Origin of the sequence: Streptomyces liliifuscus (assembly GCF_016598615.1) — a bacterium.
Lineage (GTDB): Bacteria > Actinomycetota > Actinomycetes > Streptomycetales > Streptomycetaceae > Streptomyces > Streptomyces liliifuscus.
On record NZ_CP066831.1, the window covers coordinates 7,536,253 to 7,553,412 of the forward strand.

The window sequence follows — 17,160 nt, forward strand, 5'->3', positions numbered from 1 at the left end:
CTTGTCAACTGCTCATCCCTTTCTGCGTGTTCGAGAACGAGGGGTGGCCCTCCGGAAGAGGGCCACCCGGTTGATCACTACCAGAGCCACCGCTGGTCAGTGCTCGTGGTGCAGGTCCACTGAATGGCTTCGGTGCCGTTGGCCGGGCTGGCGCTGGGGATGGCCAGGCATCTGTCGCTGTTCAGGTTCCGCAGGCGGTCGATGCTGTCGTGGATCCAGATCTGCTCGCTGCCGCCGCCGCACGTCCACTGAATGGCCTGGGTGCCGTTGGCCGTGCTGGCGTTGGGCATGGCGAGACACTTGTTGCTGTTCAGGTTCCGGACGCGGTAGCGGTCGCCGTTTCCGCCCTCCACCGCTTCCAGCTGCCACTGCTGCTCACCGTCGCCGCTGCAGTCCCACTGGATCAGGCCGATGCCGTTGGCCGTGTTGGCGTTGGGAACGGCCAGGCAGTTTCCGGTGCCCAGATTGACGAGAGTCTTGTAGGCGGCCGCATCGGCGTTGGCCGCCGTGGATAAGGCCAGTGCGCAGGCGGCCGTGGTGGCCACTGCGGCTACTCGCCCGATGATTTTCGTGGTCTTGGACATGGTGATGTGCCCCTCGGTCCGGTCGGGAACGGTGTGCGAGACGTACCCGGCAAGAATGCGGTGGGGCTCCTGGGACTGTCGTGAGCGGTGAGTCCACAGATCCTGCGCTCTGCGTCTACTCCGCCTGTTCCGCCTGTTCCGCCTGTTCCGTCTGCTCCCTCGGCTCCGGCGAGGAAAGAGCCTGGAGCCGGTACTCCTTGGGCGTGAGCCCGTACGTGCTGCGGAAGGCGCGGGCGAAGTCGGAGGCGCGGGGGAGGCCCCAGCGGGCGGCGACGGTGTGGATGGGGACGGCGTGCAGCGCGGGGTCCGCCAGATCGCGCCGGGCACCCTCCAGTCGCAGCCGGCGGATCCAGGCCGCGACCGTCTCGCCCTCGCCGTCCTCGCCCGGCGCATGCTCCTGGAAGAGCCGGTGCAGATAGCTGACGGAGATGTGGTGCGCGGCGGCGATCACGGGTGGTGCGAGCCCCGGGTCGCGCAGGTTCTGCCGGATGAACGCCCGTATGCGCGTGGTCATGGCCCGATGGCGGGTCTCCGGCGGCAGGATGTCCTCCGCGTCGAGCACCTGGGCGAACCAGGCCGACAGCAGGTCGAGCAGCACCGTCCCCAGGCGCGGTGCGTCGGACGGCTCGAGGACGTCGGACTGCCGGTCCAGGCCGATGAGGAACTCCGTCAGCAGCGAGCCGGTCCCCTCCCGCCCCGACAGCCGCCTGCCCAGCAGTTCCCGGACCCGGCCCGGCGACAGGGGCAGCAGTGACCTGGGGAAGTCCACGGCCACACCCGTGATCAGCTGGCGGCCCCCGCCGTCCGGCGGTCGCACGTCGTACGGCTCGGAGGTGTCGGTCACCCACAGGTCGCGCGGGCCGTACAGGTCGGTCCGCCCGATGTGGTCCAGCCCCAGCCCGCCGCCGAGCATCAGGGACAAGTGGTACATCTCGGGGTCGCACTGACGCACCATCTTCTCGGTGCGCAGGAATCGCGAGGGCAGGAACGACGTAGGCCACACCATCATCGGCCCCAGCTCCAGCAGGCGCTGTTCCGCCCAGAAGTCGCCGGCGTGGTCACTGGTGATGTCGCTCGGTGCGATCGCCCGGTGGACCAGGTCACGCCAGTAGTCGAACCTGTGCTCAGCAGGCACGTCCTCGCTCCGGAACACCGTCCCGATCATCCCGCCCCGTCCCTCCCCGGCCGTCGGGCGCGCTGCGGCCCAACTCCGCCCGTGCGGAGGGTACTTCAATCTTCATACGGTGAATTCGGGTGCCATGGAAGCCGACTCGGAGAGGGCATCCCGACGGCTGGCAGGTGGCGCGTGGGTGAAATTCAGGTCCTGGGCGGCGGGTGGTCCGGCTCGGGCCGTGCCCGCCCTCAGATCCCCGAGCCCGTCCGCCGCAGCACCCGCAGCGAATCCGTCACCGAGACCTCCGTGAACGCGCCCGACGCCAGCGCCCGCAGATACACGCGATACGGCGCCTGCCCGGTGAACTCGTCCACCGGGTCGGGGAACACGTCGTGGATGAGCAACAGTCCGCCCTCGGCGACATGGGGAGCCCAGCCCTCGTAGTCACCGGTCGCGTGCTCGTCGGTGTGGCCGCCGTCGATGAAGACGAGGCCGAGAGGGGAGTTCCAGAAGGCGGCGATCTGCGGCGAGCGGCCGACGACGGCGACCACGTGGTCCTCCAGACCCGCCCGGTGGAGCGTACGGCGGAAGGTCGGGAGTGTGTCCATGACGCCGAGCTCCGGGTCGACCGTCGCCGGATCGTGGTACTCCCAGCCCGGCTGCTGCTCCTCGCTGCCGCGGTGGTGGTCGACGGTGACGGCCGTGACACCGGCCTCCCGTGCCGCACCGGCCAACAGGACCGTGGAACGCCCGCAGTACGTGCCGACCTCCAGCAACGGCAGCCCCAGCCGCCCCGCCTCGACAGCAGCCCCGTACAACGCAAGCCCTTCCCCCACGGGCATGAACCCCTTGGCCCCCTCGAAGGCAGCGAGAATCTCCGGCTTGGGCGCGGCGGGCATGGGGTTCCTCCAGGTCGTACGAGTACGGGGGCGCCCCATGGTGCACCACGGGACGGGGCTGCGCCCCGTCAGGGGCGCGGGGAACTGCGCGACCAGCCCCCACCGACCCGCGGACGAACTACGACGCCCCCAGCGGAACGCTCACCCCGGGCAACGAGAGATCCAGCTCGACCGCCCGGTCACCCCCCGGGTGCGTGGCCGACGAGGCCAGCGGCTCGTGGCCCAGAGCCTTCGCGGCCAGCACATACGCCCCCTCGGAGGGCACGGAGAGCGCATAGCCGCCGTCCTCCCCGGAAAGCGTCGCCCCCGCCTGCCGCCCCCGCCGGTCGATCAGCGTGACCTTGGCCCGGGCGACCGGAACACCGTCGGCGGTGAGAACCCGGCCACGGAACCCGGCCTGAGCGGCCTGCCCGGCCGGGGCCGATCCGGGCGAGACCTCGCCGGATTCGGCGTCCTCGCTGGACGCGATCAGATGCGGCTTCTCCGCGTTCACGGCAGCCCGCCGCCCCGGCAGGAACGCCGCGAACACCAGCCCCAGCAGCACCGCACCCGTGGCGATCAGGAACGACACCCGGAACCCCTGCATCGTGGGCACCGCGACTCCGCCCACCTGGTCCGCCGTGTTCGCCAGCACCATGCCGATCACGGCACTGGACACGGACGTACCGATCGAGCGCATCAACGTGTTGAGGCCGTTCGCCGCACCGGTCTCCGACGCCGGGACGGCCCCGATGATCAGTGCGGGCAGCGAGGAGTACGCGAGACCGATGCCCGCGCCCAGGACGACGGCGATGACGATGGTCTGCCAGGCGGCGCTCATCAGGCCGAGGCCGGCGCCGTAGCCGACCGCGATGATCAGCATGCCGATCATCAGGGTGACCTTGGGGCCGTACTTGGCGGAGATACGGGCGTACACCGGCGCCGTGAACATCATCGTCAGGCCGAGCGGAGCCACGCACAGACCCGCGACGACCATGGACTGGCCGAGGCCGTAACCGGTCGACGTAGGCAGCTGGAGGAGCTGGGGCAGGACGAGCGAGACGGCGTAGAAGGCGACGCCGACCATGATCGAGGCGAGGTTGGTGAAGAGCACCGCGGGGCGGGCCGTGGTGCGCAGGTCGACCAGCGGCGCCTTCACGCGCAGTTCCATCAGGCCCCACAGGAGGAGCACGACGGCCGCCGCGCCGAACAGGCCGAGCGTGGTGCCGGAGGTCCAGCCCCAGTCGCTGCCCTTGGTGATCGGCAGGAGGAAGAGGACGAGACCGGCGGAGAGGCCGAGCGCGCCCCACACGTCGAAGGTGCCCACGGCGCGCATCGGGGATTCCGGTACGAAGGCGAGGGTGAGCAGGATCGAGAGGGTGCCGAGGCCCGCGGAGCCGAAGAAGAGCGCGTGCCAGTCTGCGTGCTGCGCGACCAGGGCGGCGACCGGCAGGGCCAGACCGCCGCCGACGCCGATCGAGGAGCTCATCAGGGCCATCGCCGAGCCGAGCTTCTCGCGCGGCAGCCCGTCGCGCATCAGACCGATGCCGAGCGGGATGGCGCCCATCGCGAAGCCCTGCAGGGCACGGCCGACGATCATCACGAGCAGATCACTGGTGAAACCGGCTATCAGCGAGCCCACGACCATCACGGCCAGGCTCGCGATCAGCATGCGCCGCTTGCCGAACAGGTCGCCGAGGCGCCCCATGATCGGTGTGGAGACGGCGCCCGCGAGCAGGGTCGAGGTCATCACCCAGGTGGCGTTGCTCGGCGAGGTGCCCAGCAGCTCCGGCAGGTCCTTGATGACCGGCACGAGCAGGGTCTGCATCACCGCGACAACGATGCCCGCGAAGGCCAGCACCGGAACGATTCCGCTGCCGCTGGGCCTTCGCGTGCGCGGGTCCGTCGTTGTCCGGGTCATTACGTGCTGCCTCCAGAGGCGAGAGCGGGGTAGGTGCAAGGTGAACCCCGTGCGCCCAGGCAACTATTCCGTTGCTTCGAGCCGCTAACGAATTCTTGACTTTCTCATTACGTGAAGAAGTGGATCGGCCCGCATCTGACCTTCCGTCAGATTGGAACGTGTTCTAGTCTGCGCCGCATGGGGATCGGGATCACGCGGGAACAGCGGGACCTGGCCGAGGCCGTACGCGGCTGGATCGCCCGGACGGTGCCACCCGAGGAAACGCGCAAGCTGCTCGACGCACCCGGCGGCCAGGGCGGCCGCCCCGCCCACTGGGACGCGCTCGCCGCGCAGGGATTCCTCGCGGTGCACCTCCCGGAGAAGTACGGAGGCGGCGGCGGGACGGTGCTCGACCTCGCCGTCGTACTGGAGGAGGCCGCACGGGCGGCGCTCCCCGGGCCGTACGCGGCGAACGCGCTCGCCTCGCTGGTGCTCGCGAGGGCGGGCGCCACGGCCGAGGAGCTGGTGCGGGACATGGCCGCGGGTGAGCGGATCGGGGCGGTCGCCCTCGGGACCGGGACGCTGACCGCCGTGGCCGACACGGACGGAGCGGACGGGTACGGGTACGTGCTCGACGGGACGGCTCCGCCCGTACTGTCCGGCGGCGACGCGGACGTGCTGATCCTGGCGGCGTCGGAGGCACGAGCAGGAGCAGAGGCAGGGGCGGGGGCGTCGGGGGCGGTGCCGGTGCCGGGTGGTCGCGCGGTGTGGCTGGCCGTGGACGCCTCGCAGCTCTCCGTCCGCGTCCACGAGAGCGCCGACCCGACGCGCGCGACCGCGGAGGTGGTGGCCACGGCAGTACGCGTCCCGCCCGAGCGCGTCCTCGACATCGACTCGGCGCTGGTGCGGGACCTCGCCGCCGCCGTGTTCGCCGCCGACGCGTGCGGGACCGCCGCGTGGGCGCTGGAGACCGCGGCCGAGTACGCGAAGGTGCGGGAGCAGTTCGGCCGGCCCATCGGGCAGTTCCAGGGGATCAAGCACCTGTGCGCCGACATGCTGGTCCGCGTCGAGCGGGCCGCCGCGCTGGCGTGGGACGCGGCCCGGGCCGTACAAGAACCCGACGACGCACGGGAGTTGGTGACCTCTCTCGCCGCCGGTGTCGCGCTCGACGCGGCCCTCACGTGCGCCAAGGACTGCGTCCAGGTGCTGGGTGGCATCGGGTTCACCTGGGAGCACGACGCGCATCTCTACCTCCGACGGGCCCTGGTGGCAAGGCAGTTGCTCGGCGGTGGGCAGCTGCTGCGGGCGGTCGGAGCGGCGGAGAACGGGGCGAGACGCGAGCTCCGCACCGAGCTTCCCGAGGCGGAGGCTGCGCGGCACCGGATGGCGGCCCGCGCGGTGATCGCGCGCGTACGCGGCCTCGAACCGGCAGCCGTACGAAGGGAGTTGGCGCCCACCGGATACACCGCACCCCATCTGCCCCCGCCGTACGGACTCGGCGCGGGACCCGTCCAGCAGCTCGCCGTGCAGGAGGAGCTGGCCGCCGCCGGAGTGCGCGTCGGCGACCTGGGGATCGCCACCTGGGTCGTACCGTCGCTCATCGCCTACGGGACCCCAGAGCAGCAGGAGCGGTATCTGCTGCCGACGCTGTGCGGGGACGTGCTGTGGTGCCAGCTCTTCTCGGAACCCGGGGCCGGGTCCGACCTCGCCTCGCTCCGCACGCGGGCCGAGCGGACGGCGGACGGGCGCTGGCGGGTCAACGGGCAGAAGGTGTGGACGAGTTCGGCCCAGTGGGCGGACTACGGGATCCTCCTCGCCCGGACGAACCCGGACGCGCCCAAGCACAAGGGGCTCACGTACTTCGTCGTCGACATGAAGGAGACGGACGGCATCGAGATCCGTCCCCTGAAGGAGATCACCGGCGAATCCCTCTTCAACGAGGTCTACTTCGACGATGTCGTGCTGCCCGCCGATGCCGTGGTCGGTTCGGTCGACGACGGCTGGCGGGTCGCGCGCAACACGCTCGGCAACGAACGCGTCCACATGGCCGACCAGTTGACCTTCGGCACCGGCCTCGAAGCGATCGTCGCCCGCTCCACCGGCCTCGACGACACCGTGCGGGAACGCGTCGGAACCCTGATCGCGGAGGCCCACGCGCTGGGCTGCATCGGACTCCGTACGACCATGCGGCAGGTCTCGGGCGTGGACCCGGGCGCCGGTGCCTCCGTACGCAAGCTCGTCCAGACCGCGCACCAGCAGAAGGTCGCCGAGCTGGCACTCGAACTCCTCGGCCCGGCCGGTGCGTTGTGCGAGGGCGCCGGGGAGCGGGCCGTGCACGGATTCCTGCTCAGCCGGTGTCTGACCATCGCCGGCGGGACGACGCAGGTGCAGCTGAACGTGGTCGCGGAGCGCATCCTCGGCCTGCCGAGGGACCAGCGGGCGGAAGAGCGAGCGGAAGGCCGGGGAGAGTCATGAAGGCGTATGTCGTCGGTGTGGGCATGACCAAGTTCGAGAAGCCGGAGACCCGGGACTGGCAGTACTGGGACATGGTCCGGGAGGCGGGCACGGGCGCCCTTGACGACGCCGGGATCTCGTACGACGCCGTGGAGCAGGTGCCCGTCGGCTACTGCTTCCAGGCCTCCACGGCCGGACAGCGGGCCGTCTACGAACTCGGCCTGAGCGGAGTGCCCGTCTACAACGTGAACAACAACTGCGCGACCGGCTCGACCGCGCTGATGCTCGCCCGGCAGTTCGTGGAGGGCGGCGCGAGCGACTGCGTACTGGCGGTGGGCTTCGAGAAGATGGCGCGGGGCGCGCTGGGTGGCGGGGCGGACGGCGGTGACTTCAAGACGTCACCTGTGGCGCGTCATTACGCCGTGATGGCGGCGCGGCACGGCTTCGAGATGACTCCGCCCACCGCCCAGATCTTCGGGAACGCGGCGCGCGAGCACATGGAGAAGTACGGCACGACCGAGGCGCAGCTCGCGGCCGTGGGGGCCAAGAACCACCGGCACTCGGCGAACAATCCCTACGCGCAGTTCCAGGACGTCTACTCGGTCGACGAGATCCTCGCGGCGCGTACCGTGCACGCGCCGCTGACCAAGCTCCAGTGCTCGCCCACCTCGGACGGGGCCGCCGCGGCCGTCGTCGTGTCGGAGCGGTTCGTGGAGCGGCACGGGCTGGGGGAGCGGGCGGTGGAGATCGTCGCGCAGGCGATGACCACCGACACGGAGGAGTCGTTCGCGTCCGGGTCGTGCGTCGACGTCGTCGGGCAGCCGATGTCCCGGGCCGCCGCCCGGCAGGTGTACGAGAGGGCCGGGCTCGGCATCGAGGACGTCGACGTCGTGGAACTCCACGACTGCTTCTCCGTCAACGAACTCCTGACGTACGAGGCGCTCGGCATGTGCGAGGAGGGCGAGTCCGGGAAGCTGGTGGAGTCGGGCGCGACGACATACGGCGGACGCTGGGTGGTGAACCCCTCGGGCGGGCTCATCTCGAAGGGGCATCCCCTGGGAGCCACCGGAATCGCCCAAGTCGCCGAACTGGTCTGGCAGTTGAGGGGCGAGGCGGCGGCACGGCAGGTGACGGGCGCGCGGGTGGGCCTCGCCCACAACATCGGGCTCGGGGGCGCGGCGGTGGTGACGCTGCTGAGGCGGGGCTGAGCGGGGTCTCCGGGCGGGGCCGGGCGGCTGAGAAAGGGCGGCCAGGGGTCCTAGGTCCTGCGGTGGACGGATCGTGCAGCGAAATTCCGATGTACGGGGCACGAGGCCGCTGCGAGCATGACACCCATGCCCACGCTCAGAACCGCCGCAGAGATACCCGTGTCCGGTCGTGCCGCGCCGCCCACCTGGCTGGTGGTCGCACTCGCCTGCGCGGGACAGTTCCTCGTCGTCCTCGATGTGTCCGTGGTCAATACGGCGTTGCCGTCGATGCGGGCCGACCTGGGGCTCAGCGCCCCGGGGCTCCAGTGGGTCGTCAACGCCTACACGATCGCCTTCGCCGGGTTCATGCTGCTCGGCGGGCGGGCCGGGGACCTGTACGGCCGCAAGCGGATGTTCCTGGTCGGGCTCGCGCTGTTCACGCTGGCCTCCCTCGCGGGCGGGCTCGCCCAGGAGGGCTGGCAGTTGCTGGCCGCACGGGCCGTACAGGGTCTCGGGGCGGCGGTGCTCGCGCCCTCGACACTGACGATCCTGACGTCGGCCGTGCCCGAGGGCGCGGCCCGCGCGCGGGCCATCGCGACCTGGACCGCCGTCGGCGGGGGCGGCGGCGCGGCGGGCGGGCTCGTCGGCGGGGTCCTCGTCGACGGGCTGTCGTGGCGGTGGGTCCTGCTGATCAACGTGCCCATCGGCGCGGTGGTGCTGGCCGGCGCCCTGCTCTGGCTCGTCGAGAGCCGGGCCGGCGACGGACGGCGGATCGACCTGCCCGGAGCTTTGCTGGTGACGGCCGGCCTCGCGACCCTCGCGTACGGGATCGTGCAGACCGAGGCCGAGGGGTGGGCCTCGGCCGAGACCCTGGTGCCACTGGCCGCCGGGGCCGCCCTGATCGGGCTGTTCCTGCTCGTCGAGGCGCGGACGAAGGTGCCGTTGATGCCGCTGAAGCTGTTCCGGCGGCGGTCCGTGTCCTCGGCGAACGTGGCGATGTTCCTGTGCGGCTCGGCGATGTTCTGCATGTGGTTCTTCATGACGCTGTACGCGCAGAACGTGCTCGGCTATTCGCCGCTGGACGCCGGACTCGCGCTCGTGCCCAGCTCCCTGGCGGTGATCCTCGGCTCGAAGGTCGCGCCGCGGTTGATGCCGGTCGTCGGAGCGCGGAATGTCGCGGTCCTCGGGGCGTTGGTGGCCGCCGCCGGGTTCGGCTGGCAGTCCACGATGACCGCCGACGGCGCGTATCTCACCACGATCATGTTCCCCGGCATCCTGATGATGCTCGGCGCCGGGCTGTCCGCGACGCCGCTTGCCGCGCTGGCCACGTCGGGGGCGGAGCCGGGGGAGGCCGGGCTGGTGTCGGGGCTGATCAACACCTCCCGCACGATGGGGGGTGCGATCGGGCTCTCCGTGATGTCGACGATCGCCGCGGCGCGGACCGGGGGTGGGGTGTCGCCGGAGGCCCTGACGGAGGGGTACGCGCTGGTGTTCCGCACGGGTGGGGGTGTGTTGCTCGTGGGGGTTGTGCTGATGCTGGTGTGGCTCCCGCGGGTGGCTCCGCCGGCGGTGCGTTGACGGCTGCGGGTGGGTGGGGGCTGGTCGCGCAGTTCCCCGCGCCCCTTAAAGGCAAGGGCTACCGCCCCCCAAAAAGACGAAAGCGCGGGGGCGCAGCCCCTGCCTTTCGTCTTTAGGGGCGCGGGGAACTGCGCGACCAGCCCCCACCCACCCGCAGACAACGAACCCGCTTACAGCCACCCCTGCTGGCGAGCCTCCCGCATGGCCTCCATGCGATTGCGCGTGGCCGTCTTGCCGATCGCCGACGAGAGGTAGTTGCGGACGGTCGACTCGGAGAGGTGAAGCTTCGACGCGATGTCGGCCACCGTCGCCCCGTCCACCGAGGCCTTCAGCACATCGCACTCACGCGCGGTGAGCGGATTCGGCCCAGCGCTGAGCGCGGCCGCCGCGAGCGCCGGATCGATGACCGTCTCACCCGTCAGCACCCGGCGGATCGCCTCGGCCAGTTCCTCCACGGGCCCGTCCTTGACGAGGAACCCCGCGGCGCCCGCCTCCATGGCCCGCCGCAGATAGCCCGGCCGGCCGAAGGTGGTGAGGATCAGCACCCGGCAGTCGGGCACCTCGTCCCGGAGCAGCGCGGCGGCGTCGAGGCCGCTGATCCCGGGCAGTTCGATGTCCAGGAGTGCCACGTCCGGCCGCGACTCCAGGGCCGCTCCCACGATCGCGTCCCCCGTTCCGACCTGTGCCACCACCTGGATGTCCGCCTCCAGACCGAGGAGGAGGGCGAGGGCGCCCCGCATCATCCCCTGGTCCTCGGCGAGCAGAACGCGGATGGACTTGGCGGGCCGGTAGTCCCGGGGCATCTCGTTCACGCGCTCAGAGTAGGCCGGGGAAGTGCTCCGCAGGGGGTGCGTTGTTCGGCTGCGGGTCCGTGGGGGCTGGTCGCGCAGTTCCCCGCGCCCCTCAAAAGCAAGGGCTACCGCCCCCCCAAAGACGAAAGCGCGGGGGCGCAGCCCCTGCCTTTCGTCTTCAGGGGCGCGGGGAACTGCGCGACCAGCCACAACGCACCCGCAGCCGAACAACACACCCCCCGGCGGAGCCGACCCGCACCTACCGAGCAGCCTCCACCGGCTCCGCCATCCTCGCCGGCTCCGCCGGATCCACCGGAAGCTCCGCCGTCACAGTGAACCCGTTCCGCACCCCGGGCCCCGCCTCCAACGACCCCCCGGCCGCCGCGAGCCGCTCGGTCAACCCCTTCAGACCCGTACCGCCGATCCCCGTACCGCCGATGCCGGGCACGGGCGATTCCGGCGCGGCCGGGGGCGCCACCCCCCGACCGTCGTCCATGACACGCAACCGAACATGCTCCGCGGAACCGTCCACCGTGATCTCACAACGCCCCGCGCCACTGTGGCGCACCACGTTGGTGACCGCCTCGCGGACGACCCAGCCGAGCAGGACCTCGGTCTGGGCGGCGAGCGGCGGCCCGGACCGGCGGACGACCGGTTCGATGCCGGCGGCCCGCAGGGCCGATCCCGCCCGGTCGAGATCCGCGGCCAGGCTGCCCTCCCGGTAGCCGGTGACCGCCTCGCGGATCTCCGTGAGCGCCTGGCGGCCGACGGACTCGATGTCGGAGACCTGGACCAGCGCCGCGTCCATGTCGCGGGGCGCGAGCCGACGGGCCGCCTCCGACTTCACGACGATGACGGAGAGCGTGTGCCCGAGGAGATCGTGCAGGTCACGGGAGAAGCGCAGCCGTTCCTTCTCGACAGCCTGGCGGGCCAACTCCTCGCGCGCCGCGCGCAGTTCACGTACGGCGTCCGACAGGGAAAGGATCGCCGCGGTCACCATGGTGGACAGGAACGTGCCGTACGCGACGTTCACCGCGCCCCAGCCGTCCCGCAGCCCGGCCACGACACCCGCGAGCGTGCTCAGCCCGATGCCGGTCCTGCCGAGCCACCGACCGCGGACGATCGCGCCCGCGGCCAGGCCGAGCAGCGGGAAGAAGAGCAGCCAGCTGCCGCCGTACAGGCCGCCCAGGAGACAGGTCACCACGCCGAGGGCGAGCAGCGCGCCCCGGGTGGAGCGGGCCTCGCGGGCCTCCTTGGTGAAGGCCCGGAACACCACATGGATGTAGAGGGAGTTGAAGACGAGGAGGCCGATACCGCCGATCCACGGGTTCGGGGTCTTGCCCTGGAAGAGGTTGGAGAAGGCGCCCATGCCCATGAGCAGCCAGGGGAGGAGCGCGAAACCGCTGGGCGGCGGGCCCAGATGCTCCGGGAGCTTCCCGGTCTTCCGTACGGCCTTCTGGTCGGCGACGAACGCGTCCCGGTCGGCCTTCCAGTCCGTCCGCTTCTCCTGCCACGCGGACATCTGGCAGATGGTCCTTCGCATCCAGGACATGTCTCCAGCCCCCGTTCAGACGGTCCGCGCGGTCCTGCGGTACGAGACCACAGCGTACGAGCCGAAGGCCAGCAGCCAGGCGGTCAGCACCAGCACCGCCCCGAGGGCGGGCGCGTGCCCGTCGGCGACCGACGTGCCGAGCTGCGCGAACCGGTTCGTGGGTGTGTAGGTGGACAGCGACTGCAGCCACCCGGGGAAGAGGCTCAGCGGGAACCACAGGCCGCCGACCACCGCGAGCGTCAGGTTGCACACCATGTTCACCACGCCCGTGGCCTGCGCGGTCAGCCGGTAGCCGTTGCCGAGGCCGAGCAGGGTGAAGGGGATCGAGCCGAGCCAGAGCAGCAGCGCGATCGCCGCCCACTTCCATGCGTCGAGCCGTACGCCGTTGACCAGGCCGCCCGCCACGAGGACCGCGACGATCGCCGGCAGCACCGTCACCGCACCCGTGAGCGCCCGGCCCATCACGACCTGGCGCGGGCTCATCGGTGTGATCCGCAGCTGCCGCAGCCAGCCGATGCTCCGGTCCTCGGCGACCCCGCCGCCGGTGTTGAGGGCCGAGCCCATCGCGCCGTACGCGGCCATGCCGATCATCGAGACGGTCCGCCAGTCGCCGTCGGCGCCGTCACCGAGGTTCGTGAACAGCAGATACATCACCGTCGGCATCAGGACACCGCCGATCATGAAGCCGACGTCCCGCAGCGTCCGGCGCACTTCGAGCCGCAGATAGTCGAGCATCACACCGTCTCCAGGAAGGTACGGGCAGGGGCGTCGGAGGAGGTCAGGGCGAGGAACGCGTCGTCCAGCGAGGCCGGTGCGACCTCCAGGGCGCGTATCGCGCCGCGCTCGGCGAGGGCGATCACCGTCGCGTCCGAGTCGTCGGTCCGCAGCCGCGCCCGGTCCCCGCGCACCTCCACGGAGACCACACCGGGCAGGGCCGCCAGCCCGTCCGTGCCCGCGCCGGCCAGGTCGAAGGCGACGAGGCTGCCGCCCGCGGCCCGCTTCAGCTGCTCGCCGGTGCCGTCGGCGACGATCCGCCCGTGGTCGATGACGACGATCCGGTCGGCGTTGGCGTCCGCCTCCTCCAGATAGTGGGTGGAGAAGAGGACGGTGTGGCCGCGCCGCGTGTACGCCCGCATCGAGTCCCAGAAGGCGTACCGCGCCTCCACGTCCAGCGCCGCGGTCGGCTCGTCGAGCACGAGCAGCGCGGGGTTCCCGACGAGTGCGACCGCGAACCGCACCCGCTGCGTCTGGCCCCCGGACAGCCGGTCCACGCGCCGCCCGGCCAGCTCGGCGATGCCCGCGAGCTCCAGCGCCTCGGCGACGGGCATCGGCGCGGGATACGTACCGGCCACGAACCCGACCAGCTCGCCCACCGTCACCCGCGGCACCGGCCGGCCGTCCTGGAGCATCGCGCCCACGCGCCCCGCCCGCACGGCCTCCTCCGGGGTGCCACCGAAGAGGCGTACGACGCCCTCGTCCGGCTCGTTCAGGCCCAGCAGGAGTGAGATCGTGCTGGACTTGCCCGCGCCGTTGCGGCCCAGCAGCGCGACCGTCTCGCCGCGCGCGATCTCCAGATCGACACCGTCCACGGCCCGCACCGCCCCGAAGGCCTTCACCGCCCCCGCGAAGGAAACGGCCTGGTCCGCGGCCTCGCCCCCTCTGGTCTCCGCCGCCGTATCCCTCGTGTCCGTCATCGTCCTCGTCCCCGTCCTCGTCATGGGTACGACGCTACGAATCCGGGGGCCGGCGGGGCAGATGCGCAATGTACGGACTCGGGCAGGACAAATGTCACTGCCGGGCCCCCGCAACCCATCTGACATGCCGTCAGGAGTCTTCACATGTGCCGGACCCTGAGCTATACAGGTGGTCGCCGGACTGGAACGCGTTCTAGAACAGGCGGGTTCCTCGGCTCAGTGTCGACCTCGGTGCGGCCGACGGTGCGGACGGCCGCACCGGGGTCTTCCCCGCCAGCAGTCAGGAGCCCCATGCCCATCGACGTTGCCCAGGCTCTCGCGGCCGAGCCCCGGTCCGCCGGGATCGCCTGGGGTCACAAGGACGTCCAGCTCTACCACCTCGGCCTCGGCGCCGGTGCGAACCCCGACAAGGACAGCCCCGCGACGGACCCCGACGAGCTGCGCTACACCCTGGAGTCGCGGCTGCACGTGCTGCCGAGCTTCGCCACCGTCGCGGGCTCCGGCTCACCGGGCGTGATCAACAGTCTCTCCATGCCGGGCATCGACGTGAACCTCGCGCACGTACTGCACGGCGGCCAGACCATCACGCTGCACCGCCCGATCCCCGTCGAGGGCCGGGCGACCGCCACCGGGCGGATCGCGGCCGTGTACGACAAGGGCAAGGCCGCCATCCTCGTCATGCGCACCGATGTCGCCGACGACGAGGGCCCGTTGTGGACCAGCGACGCCCAGATCTTCGTACGCGGCGAAGGGGGCTTCGGCGGCGACCGCGGCCCCTCCACCCGCCCCGAACCACCAACAGGCGATCCGGACAGGACGGTTGAGCGAGTCATCCGCGAGGACCAGGCGCTCCTGTACCGGCTCTCCGGCGACTGGAACCCCCTGCACGCCGACCCCGAGTTCGCCAAGCTCGCCGGCTTCGACCGGCCGATCCTGCACGGGCTGTGCACGTACGGCATCACGCTGAAGGCCGTCGTGGACACGGCACTCGGCGGCGACGTCGGCCGGGTCCGCTCCTACGCCACGCGCTTCGCCGGGGTCGTCTTCCCGGGCGAGACCCTGCGCATCCGTATGTGGCAGGGGGACGGCACGGTCCGCGTGACGGTGGGCGCCGCCGACCGGGACGACGCACCGGTCCTCGCCGACACCGTCGTGGCGCACAACTGAGCCCCGCACCCGCACCTGCACCCGTGCTGTATGTCCCGCACCTGAGTCGCCCGTGAGCCGCAAGTCCCGCATCCGAGTGTCGGCACACCTGAGTGTCGTACGTACGTTTCCGAGGGGAGCCGCACCATGCGCGCAGCCGTACTGCACGAGATAGGCCAGGACAAGCTGGAGATACTCGACGACGTCGAGGCGACGGGCTTCGGCCCCGGCCGGGTGAGGATCCGGGTGCGGGCCACCGGCCTGTGCCACTCGGACCTCTCCGCGATGGCCGGGGTGCTGCCCCAGCCCGCGCCGTTCGTCCCCGGGCACGAGGGGGCGGGCGAGATCCTGGAGGTCGGCGAGGGCGTCACCAACATCAAGCCCGGCGACCGGGTCGTCGTGTGCTGGCTGCCCGCCTGCGGCGCCTGCCCCGCCTGCAAGCGCGGCCAGACCCAGTTGTGCCTCGCCGGGTTCATGAACGCGGGCACGCCCAACTTCAAGCGCCCCGGCGGCGATGTGTTCGGCTTCGCGGGCACCGGGACCTTCACCGAGGAGGTCGTCGTCGACGCGGGCTGCGCCGTGCCGATCCCGGACGACGTGCCCTTCGACATCGCCGCCCTCATCGGCTGCGGCGTCACCACCGGACTCGGCGCCGCCCTCAACACCGCGGATGTGGAAGCCGGTTCGTCGGTCGCCGTCATCGGCTGCGGAGGCGTCGGCATCTCCGCGATCCAGGGCGCCCGGCTCAAGGGCGCCGCCGAGATCGTCGCCGTCGACCCGGTCGCCTCCCGCCGCGAGGCCGCGCTGAAGTTCGGCGCCACCAGGGCCGTGTCGCCCGACGAACTCCCCGACGCCAAGCAGTCGGTGACCGCGGGCGAGGGCTTCGACTACGTCTTCGAGGTCGTCGGCCGCTCCGCCACCGCCCGCACGGCGTACGACAACACCCGCCGCGGCGGCACGCTGGTCGTCGTCGGCGCGGGTGCCATGGACGATCACCTCCAGCTCAACATGTTCGAGCTGTTCTTCGACGAGAAGCGGATCCTGCCGTCCATGTACGGCGGCGGGGACGTCCTGCGGTCGTACGAGCGGACCGTCGCCCTCTGGCGGGCAGGGCGCATCGACCTGGAGGGGCTGATCACCCACCGGGTGCCGCTGAGCGACATCAACGAGGCGCTCGACCAGATGCGTACGGGTGTGGCGCTGCGTACGTGCATCGAGATCTGACGCCCGTCCGTCGAGCACCCTTCGATCGACACGGGACCTCCAACTGCCGATCCCTGAAAGGACCTTGATGTCACTGCCACTTGAGGGCCGGTCCGCGGTCGTCACGGGCGCGGGCCGCGGCCTCGGCCGGGCGGAGGCGCTGGAGCTCGCCCGGCTCGGCGCCGCCGTCGTCGTCAACGACTTCGGACAGCCCGGCCGGGACGGCTCGGGCGCCGCGTCCGCCACGCCCGCCGAGGAGGTCGCCGCCGGGATCCGGGCGGCGGGCGGTCGTGCCGTCGCGCACACCGGGGACGTGGCCGACCACCAACAGGCCCGGGAACTGGTCGAGTTGGCGGTCGCCGAGTTCGGACAGCTGGACATCCTCGTCAACAACGCGGGCATCCTGCGCGACCGGATGGTCTTCTCGATGTCCGAGGACGAGTGGGACTCGGTGATCCGGGTCCATCTCAAGGGCCACTTCAACACCACCCACTTCGCGGCCGCGCACTGGCGTGCCCGGTCCAAGGCCGCGGACGCGCCGGTGTACGGGCGGATCGTGAACACCTCCTCGGAGGCGTTCCTCGCGGGCTCCGCGGGACAGCCCAACTACGCGGCCGCCAAAGGCGGAATCGTCGGGCTCACCACCTCGACGGCACTGGCGCTCGCGAAGTACGGCGTCACGGCGAACGTCATCTGCCCGCGTGCCCGGACCCGGATGACGGCGGACGTCTTCGCGGGCTTCCAGGAACCGGCGGACGACGGGTCCGAGGACCGGCTCGACCCGCTCGCTCCCGAGCATGTCGCCCCGCTCGTCGGCTATTTGGCCTCGCCCGCGGCCGCACACGTCAACGGCCAGTTGCTCGTCGTGCACGGCGGGATGGTCGCGGTCGTCGAACGCCCGCGGGTGGCCGCCAAGTTCGACACCAAGCAGGACGCCTTCACGTACGACGAACTCGACGCGCTGCTCACACCGCACTACGCGGACCGGCCGGCGGGGGAGACGTTCGCGGCGGCGGAGGTGCTGGGGCTCAAGCACGAGTGACAGGTTGTGCCGGGGTGCCGCTCGCACGGAAAGGCCC

Annotated in this window: 14 protein-coding genes; 6 read left to right on the top strand and 8 right to left on the bottom strand. The window is 71.5% G+C overall.

Annotated elements, in window-relative coordinates; translation table 11 throughout:
- Positions 1-77: 77 nt before the first annotated feature.
- The 4 genes from JEQ17_RS32475 to JEQ17_RS32490 form a co-directional block, all read right to left on the bottom strand.
- Positions 78-584, bottom strand: coding sequence for an RICIN domain-containing protein (locus tag JEQ17_RS32475; RefSeq protein ID WP_200398548.1), 507 nt, complete (start codon positions 582-584; stop codon positions 78-80).
- A gap of 115 nt (positions 585-699) precedes the next feature.
- Positions 700-1,749 (bottom strand): helix-turn-helix domain-containing protein, encoded by a 1,050-nt coding sequence (locus JEQ17_RS32480; RefSeq protein ID WP_200398550.1) that lies wholly within the window; start codon positions 1,747-1,749, stop codon positions 700-702.
- Positions 1,750-1,946: 197 nt separating this feature from the next.
- Complete coding sequence (locus tag JEQ17_RS32485; RefSeq protein ID WP_200398551.1) at positions 1,947-2,597, bottom strand: class I SAM-dependent methyltransferase; 651 nt, start codon at positions 2,595-2,597, stop codon at positions 1,947-1,949.
- A gap of 118 nt (positions 2,598-2,715) precedes the next feature.
- On the bottom strand, positions 2,716-4,497 hold the full coding sequence (locus tag JEQ17_RS32490; RefSeq protein WP_200398552.1) for an MFS transporter: 1,782 nt from the start codon (positions 4,495-4,497) through the stop codon (positions 2,716-2,718).
- 177 nt (positions 4,498-4,674) lie between these two features.
- On the opposite strand from JEQ17_RS32490, the gene JEQ17_RS32495 reads away from it, so the two are divergent.
- From JEQ17_RS32495 to JEQ17_RS32505, 3 genes are all read left to right on the top strand, one after another.
- Positions 4,675-6,951, top strand: a complete 2,277-nt coding sequence (locus JEQ17_RS32495; protein WP_200398553.1) for an acyl-CoA dehydrogenase — start codon at positions 4,675-4,677, stop codon at positions 6,949-6,951.
- Entirely contained in the window at positions 6,948-8,138 is a 1,191-nt protein-coding gene (locus JEQ17_RS32500; protein WP_200398554.1) for a lipid-transfer protein, read from the top strand. Before JEQ17_RS32495 ends, JEQ17_RS32500 begins: the two co-directional genes overlap by 4 nt.
- Positions 8,139-8,264: 126 nt before the next feature.
- The gene (locus JEQ17_RS32505; RefSeq protein WP_234048462.1) at positions 8,265-9,695 is read left to right on the top strand and encodes a DHA2 family efflux MFS transporter permease subunit; all 1,431 of its coding nucleotides are present in this window, start codon (positions 8,265-8,267) and stop codon (positions 9,693-9,695) included.
- Positions 9,696-9,865: 170 nt separating this feature from the next.
- Here the strand turns inward: JEQ17_RS32505 and JEQ17_RS32510 are convergent, their stop codons facing one another.
- From JEQ17_RS32510 to JEQ17_RS32525, 4 genes are all read right to left on the bottom strand, one after another.
- Positions 9,866-10,498 carry a response regulator transcription factor gene (locus tag JEQ17_RS32510; protein ID WP_200401841.1) on the bottom strand — a complete coding sequence of 211 codons (633 nt, stop codon included), beginning with the start codon at positions 10,496-10,498 and terminating at the stop codon, positions 9,866-9,868.
- 247 nt (positions 10,499-10,745) lie between these two features.
- The gene (locus JEQ17_RS32515; RefSeq protein WP_325176298.1) at positions 10,746-12,008 is read right to left on the bottom strand and encodes a sensor histidine kinase; all 1,263 of its coding nucleotides are present in this window, start codon (positions 12,006-12,008) and stop codon (positions 10,746-10,748) included.
- A 45-nt stretch (positions 12,009-12,053) separates the two neighbouring features.
- Complete coding sequence (locus JEQ17_RS32520; RefSeq protein WP_200398564.1) at positions 12,054-12,773, bottom strand: ABC transporter permease; 720 nt, start codon at positions 12,771-12,773, stop codon at positions 12,054-12,056.
- Positions 12,773-13,732 (bottom strand): ABC transporter ATP-binding protein, encoded by a 960-nt coding sequence (locus JEQ17_RS32525; protein WP_200401842.1) that lies wholly within the window; start codon positions 13,730-13,732, stop codon positions 12,773-12,775. Before JEQ17_RS32525 ends, JEQ17_RS32520 begins: the two co-directional genes overlap by 1 nt.
- 291 nt (positions 13,733-14,023) lie before the next feature.
- On the opposite strand from JEQ17_RS32525, the gene JEQ17_RS32530 reads away from it, so the two are divergent.
- From JEQ17_RS32530 to JEQ17_RS32540, 3 genes are all read left to right on the top strand, one after another.
- Positions 14,024-14,899: a MaoC/PaaZ C-terminal domain-containing protein gene (locus JEQ17_RS32530; protein WP_200398566.1), complete on the top strand. Its 876-nt coding sequence runs from the start codon at positions 14,024-14,026 to the stop codon at positions 14,897-14,899.
- Between the two features lie 126 nt (positions 14,900-15,025).
- Positions 15,026-16,102: a Zn-dependent alcohol dehydrogenase gene (locus tag JEQ17_RS32535; RefSeq protein WP_200398568.1), complete on the top strand. Its 1,077-nt coding sequence runs from the start codon at positions 15,026-15,028 to the stop codon at positions 16,100-16,102.
- A gap of 67 nt (positions 16,103-16,169) precedes the next feature.
- Positions 16,170-17,123, top strand: a complete 954-nt coding sequence (locus JEQ17_RS32540; protein WP_200398570.1) for a 3-oxoacyl-ACP reductase — start codon at positions 16,170-16,172, stop codon at positions 17,121-17,123.
- Positions 17,124-17,160: the final 37 nt, after the last annotated feature.

What these genes read in the sequence shown, in the direction of transcription:
- JEQ17_RS32540 (WP_200398570.1), top strand. Translation starts at nt 16,170, where the DNA reads ATGTCACTGCCACTTGAGGGCCGGTCCGCGGTCGTCACGGGCGCGGGC.
- JEQ17_RS32530 (WP_200398566.1), top strand. Translation starts at nt 14,024, where the DNA reads ATGCCCATCGACGTTGCCCAGGCTCTCGCGGCCGAGCCCCGGTCCGCC.
- JEQ17_RS32475 (WP_200398548.1), bottom strand. Translation starts at nt 584, where the DNA reads ATGTCCAAGACCACGAAAATCATCGGGCGAGTAGCCGCAGTGGCCACC.
- JEQ17_RS32505 (WP_234048462.1), top strand. Translation starts at nt 8,265, where the DNA reads ATGCCCACGCTCAGAACCGCCGCAGAGATACCCGTGTCCGGTCGTGCC.
- JEQ17_RS32495 (WP_200398553.1), top strand. Translation starts at nt 4,675, where the DNA reads ATGGGGATCGGGATCACGCGGGAACAGCGGGACCTGGCCGAGGCCGTA.
- JEQ17_RS32515 (WP_325176298.1), bottom strand. Translation starts at nt 12,008, where the DNA reads ATGTCCGCGTGGCAGGAGAAGCGGACGGACTGGAAGGCCGACCGGGAC.
- JEQ17_RS32520 (WP_200398564.1), bottom strand. Translation starts at nt 12,773, where the DNA reads ATGCTCGACTATCTGCGGCTCGAAGTGCGCCGGACGCTGCGGGACGTC.
- JEQ17_RS32525 (WP_200401842.1), bottom strand. Translation starts at nt 13,732, where the DNA reads ATGACGGACACGAGGGATACGGCGGCGGAGACCAGAGGGGGCGAGGCC.
- JEQ17_RS32500 (WP_200398554.1), top strand. Translation starts at nt 6,948, where the DNA reads ATGAAGGCGTATGTCGTCGGTGTGGGCATGACCAAGTTCGAGAAGCCG.
- JEQ17_RS32480 (WP_200398550.1), bottom strand. Translation starts at nt 1,749, where the DNA reads ATGATCGGGACGGTGTTCCGGAGCGAGGACGTGCCTGCTGAGCACAGG.
- JEQ17_RS32490 (WP_200398552.1), bottom strand. Translation starts at nt 4,497, where the DNA reads ATGACCCGGACAACGACGGACCCGCGCACGCGAAGGCCCAGCGGCAGC.
- JEQ17_RS32510 (WP_200401841.1), bottom strand. Translation starts at nt 10,498, where the DNA reads ATGCCCCGGGACTACCGGCCCGCCAAGTCCATCCGCGTTCTGCTCGCC.
- JEQ17_RS32535 (WP_200398568.1), top strand. Translation starts at nt 15,026, where the DNA reads ATGCGCGCAGCCGTACTGCACGAGATAGGCCAGGACAAGCTGGAGATA.
- JEQ17_RS32485 (WP_200398551.1), bottom strand. Translation starts at nt 2,597, where the DNA reads ATGCCCGCCGCGCCCAAGCCGGAGATTCTCGCTGCCTTCGAGGGGGCC.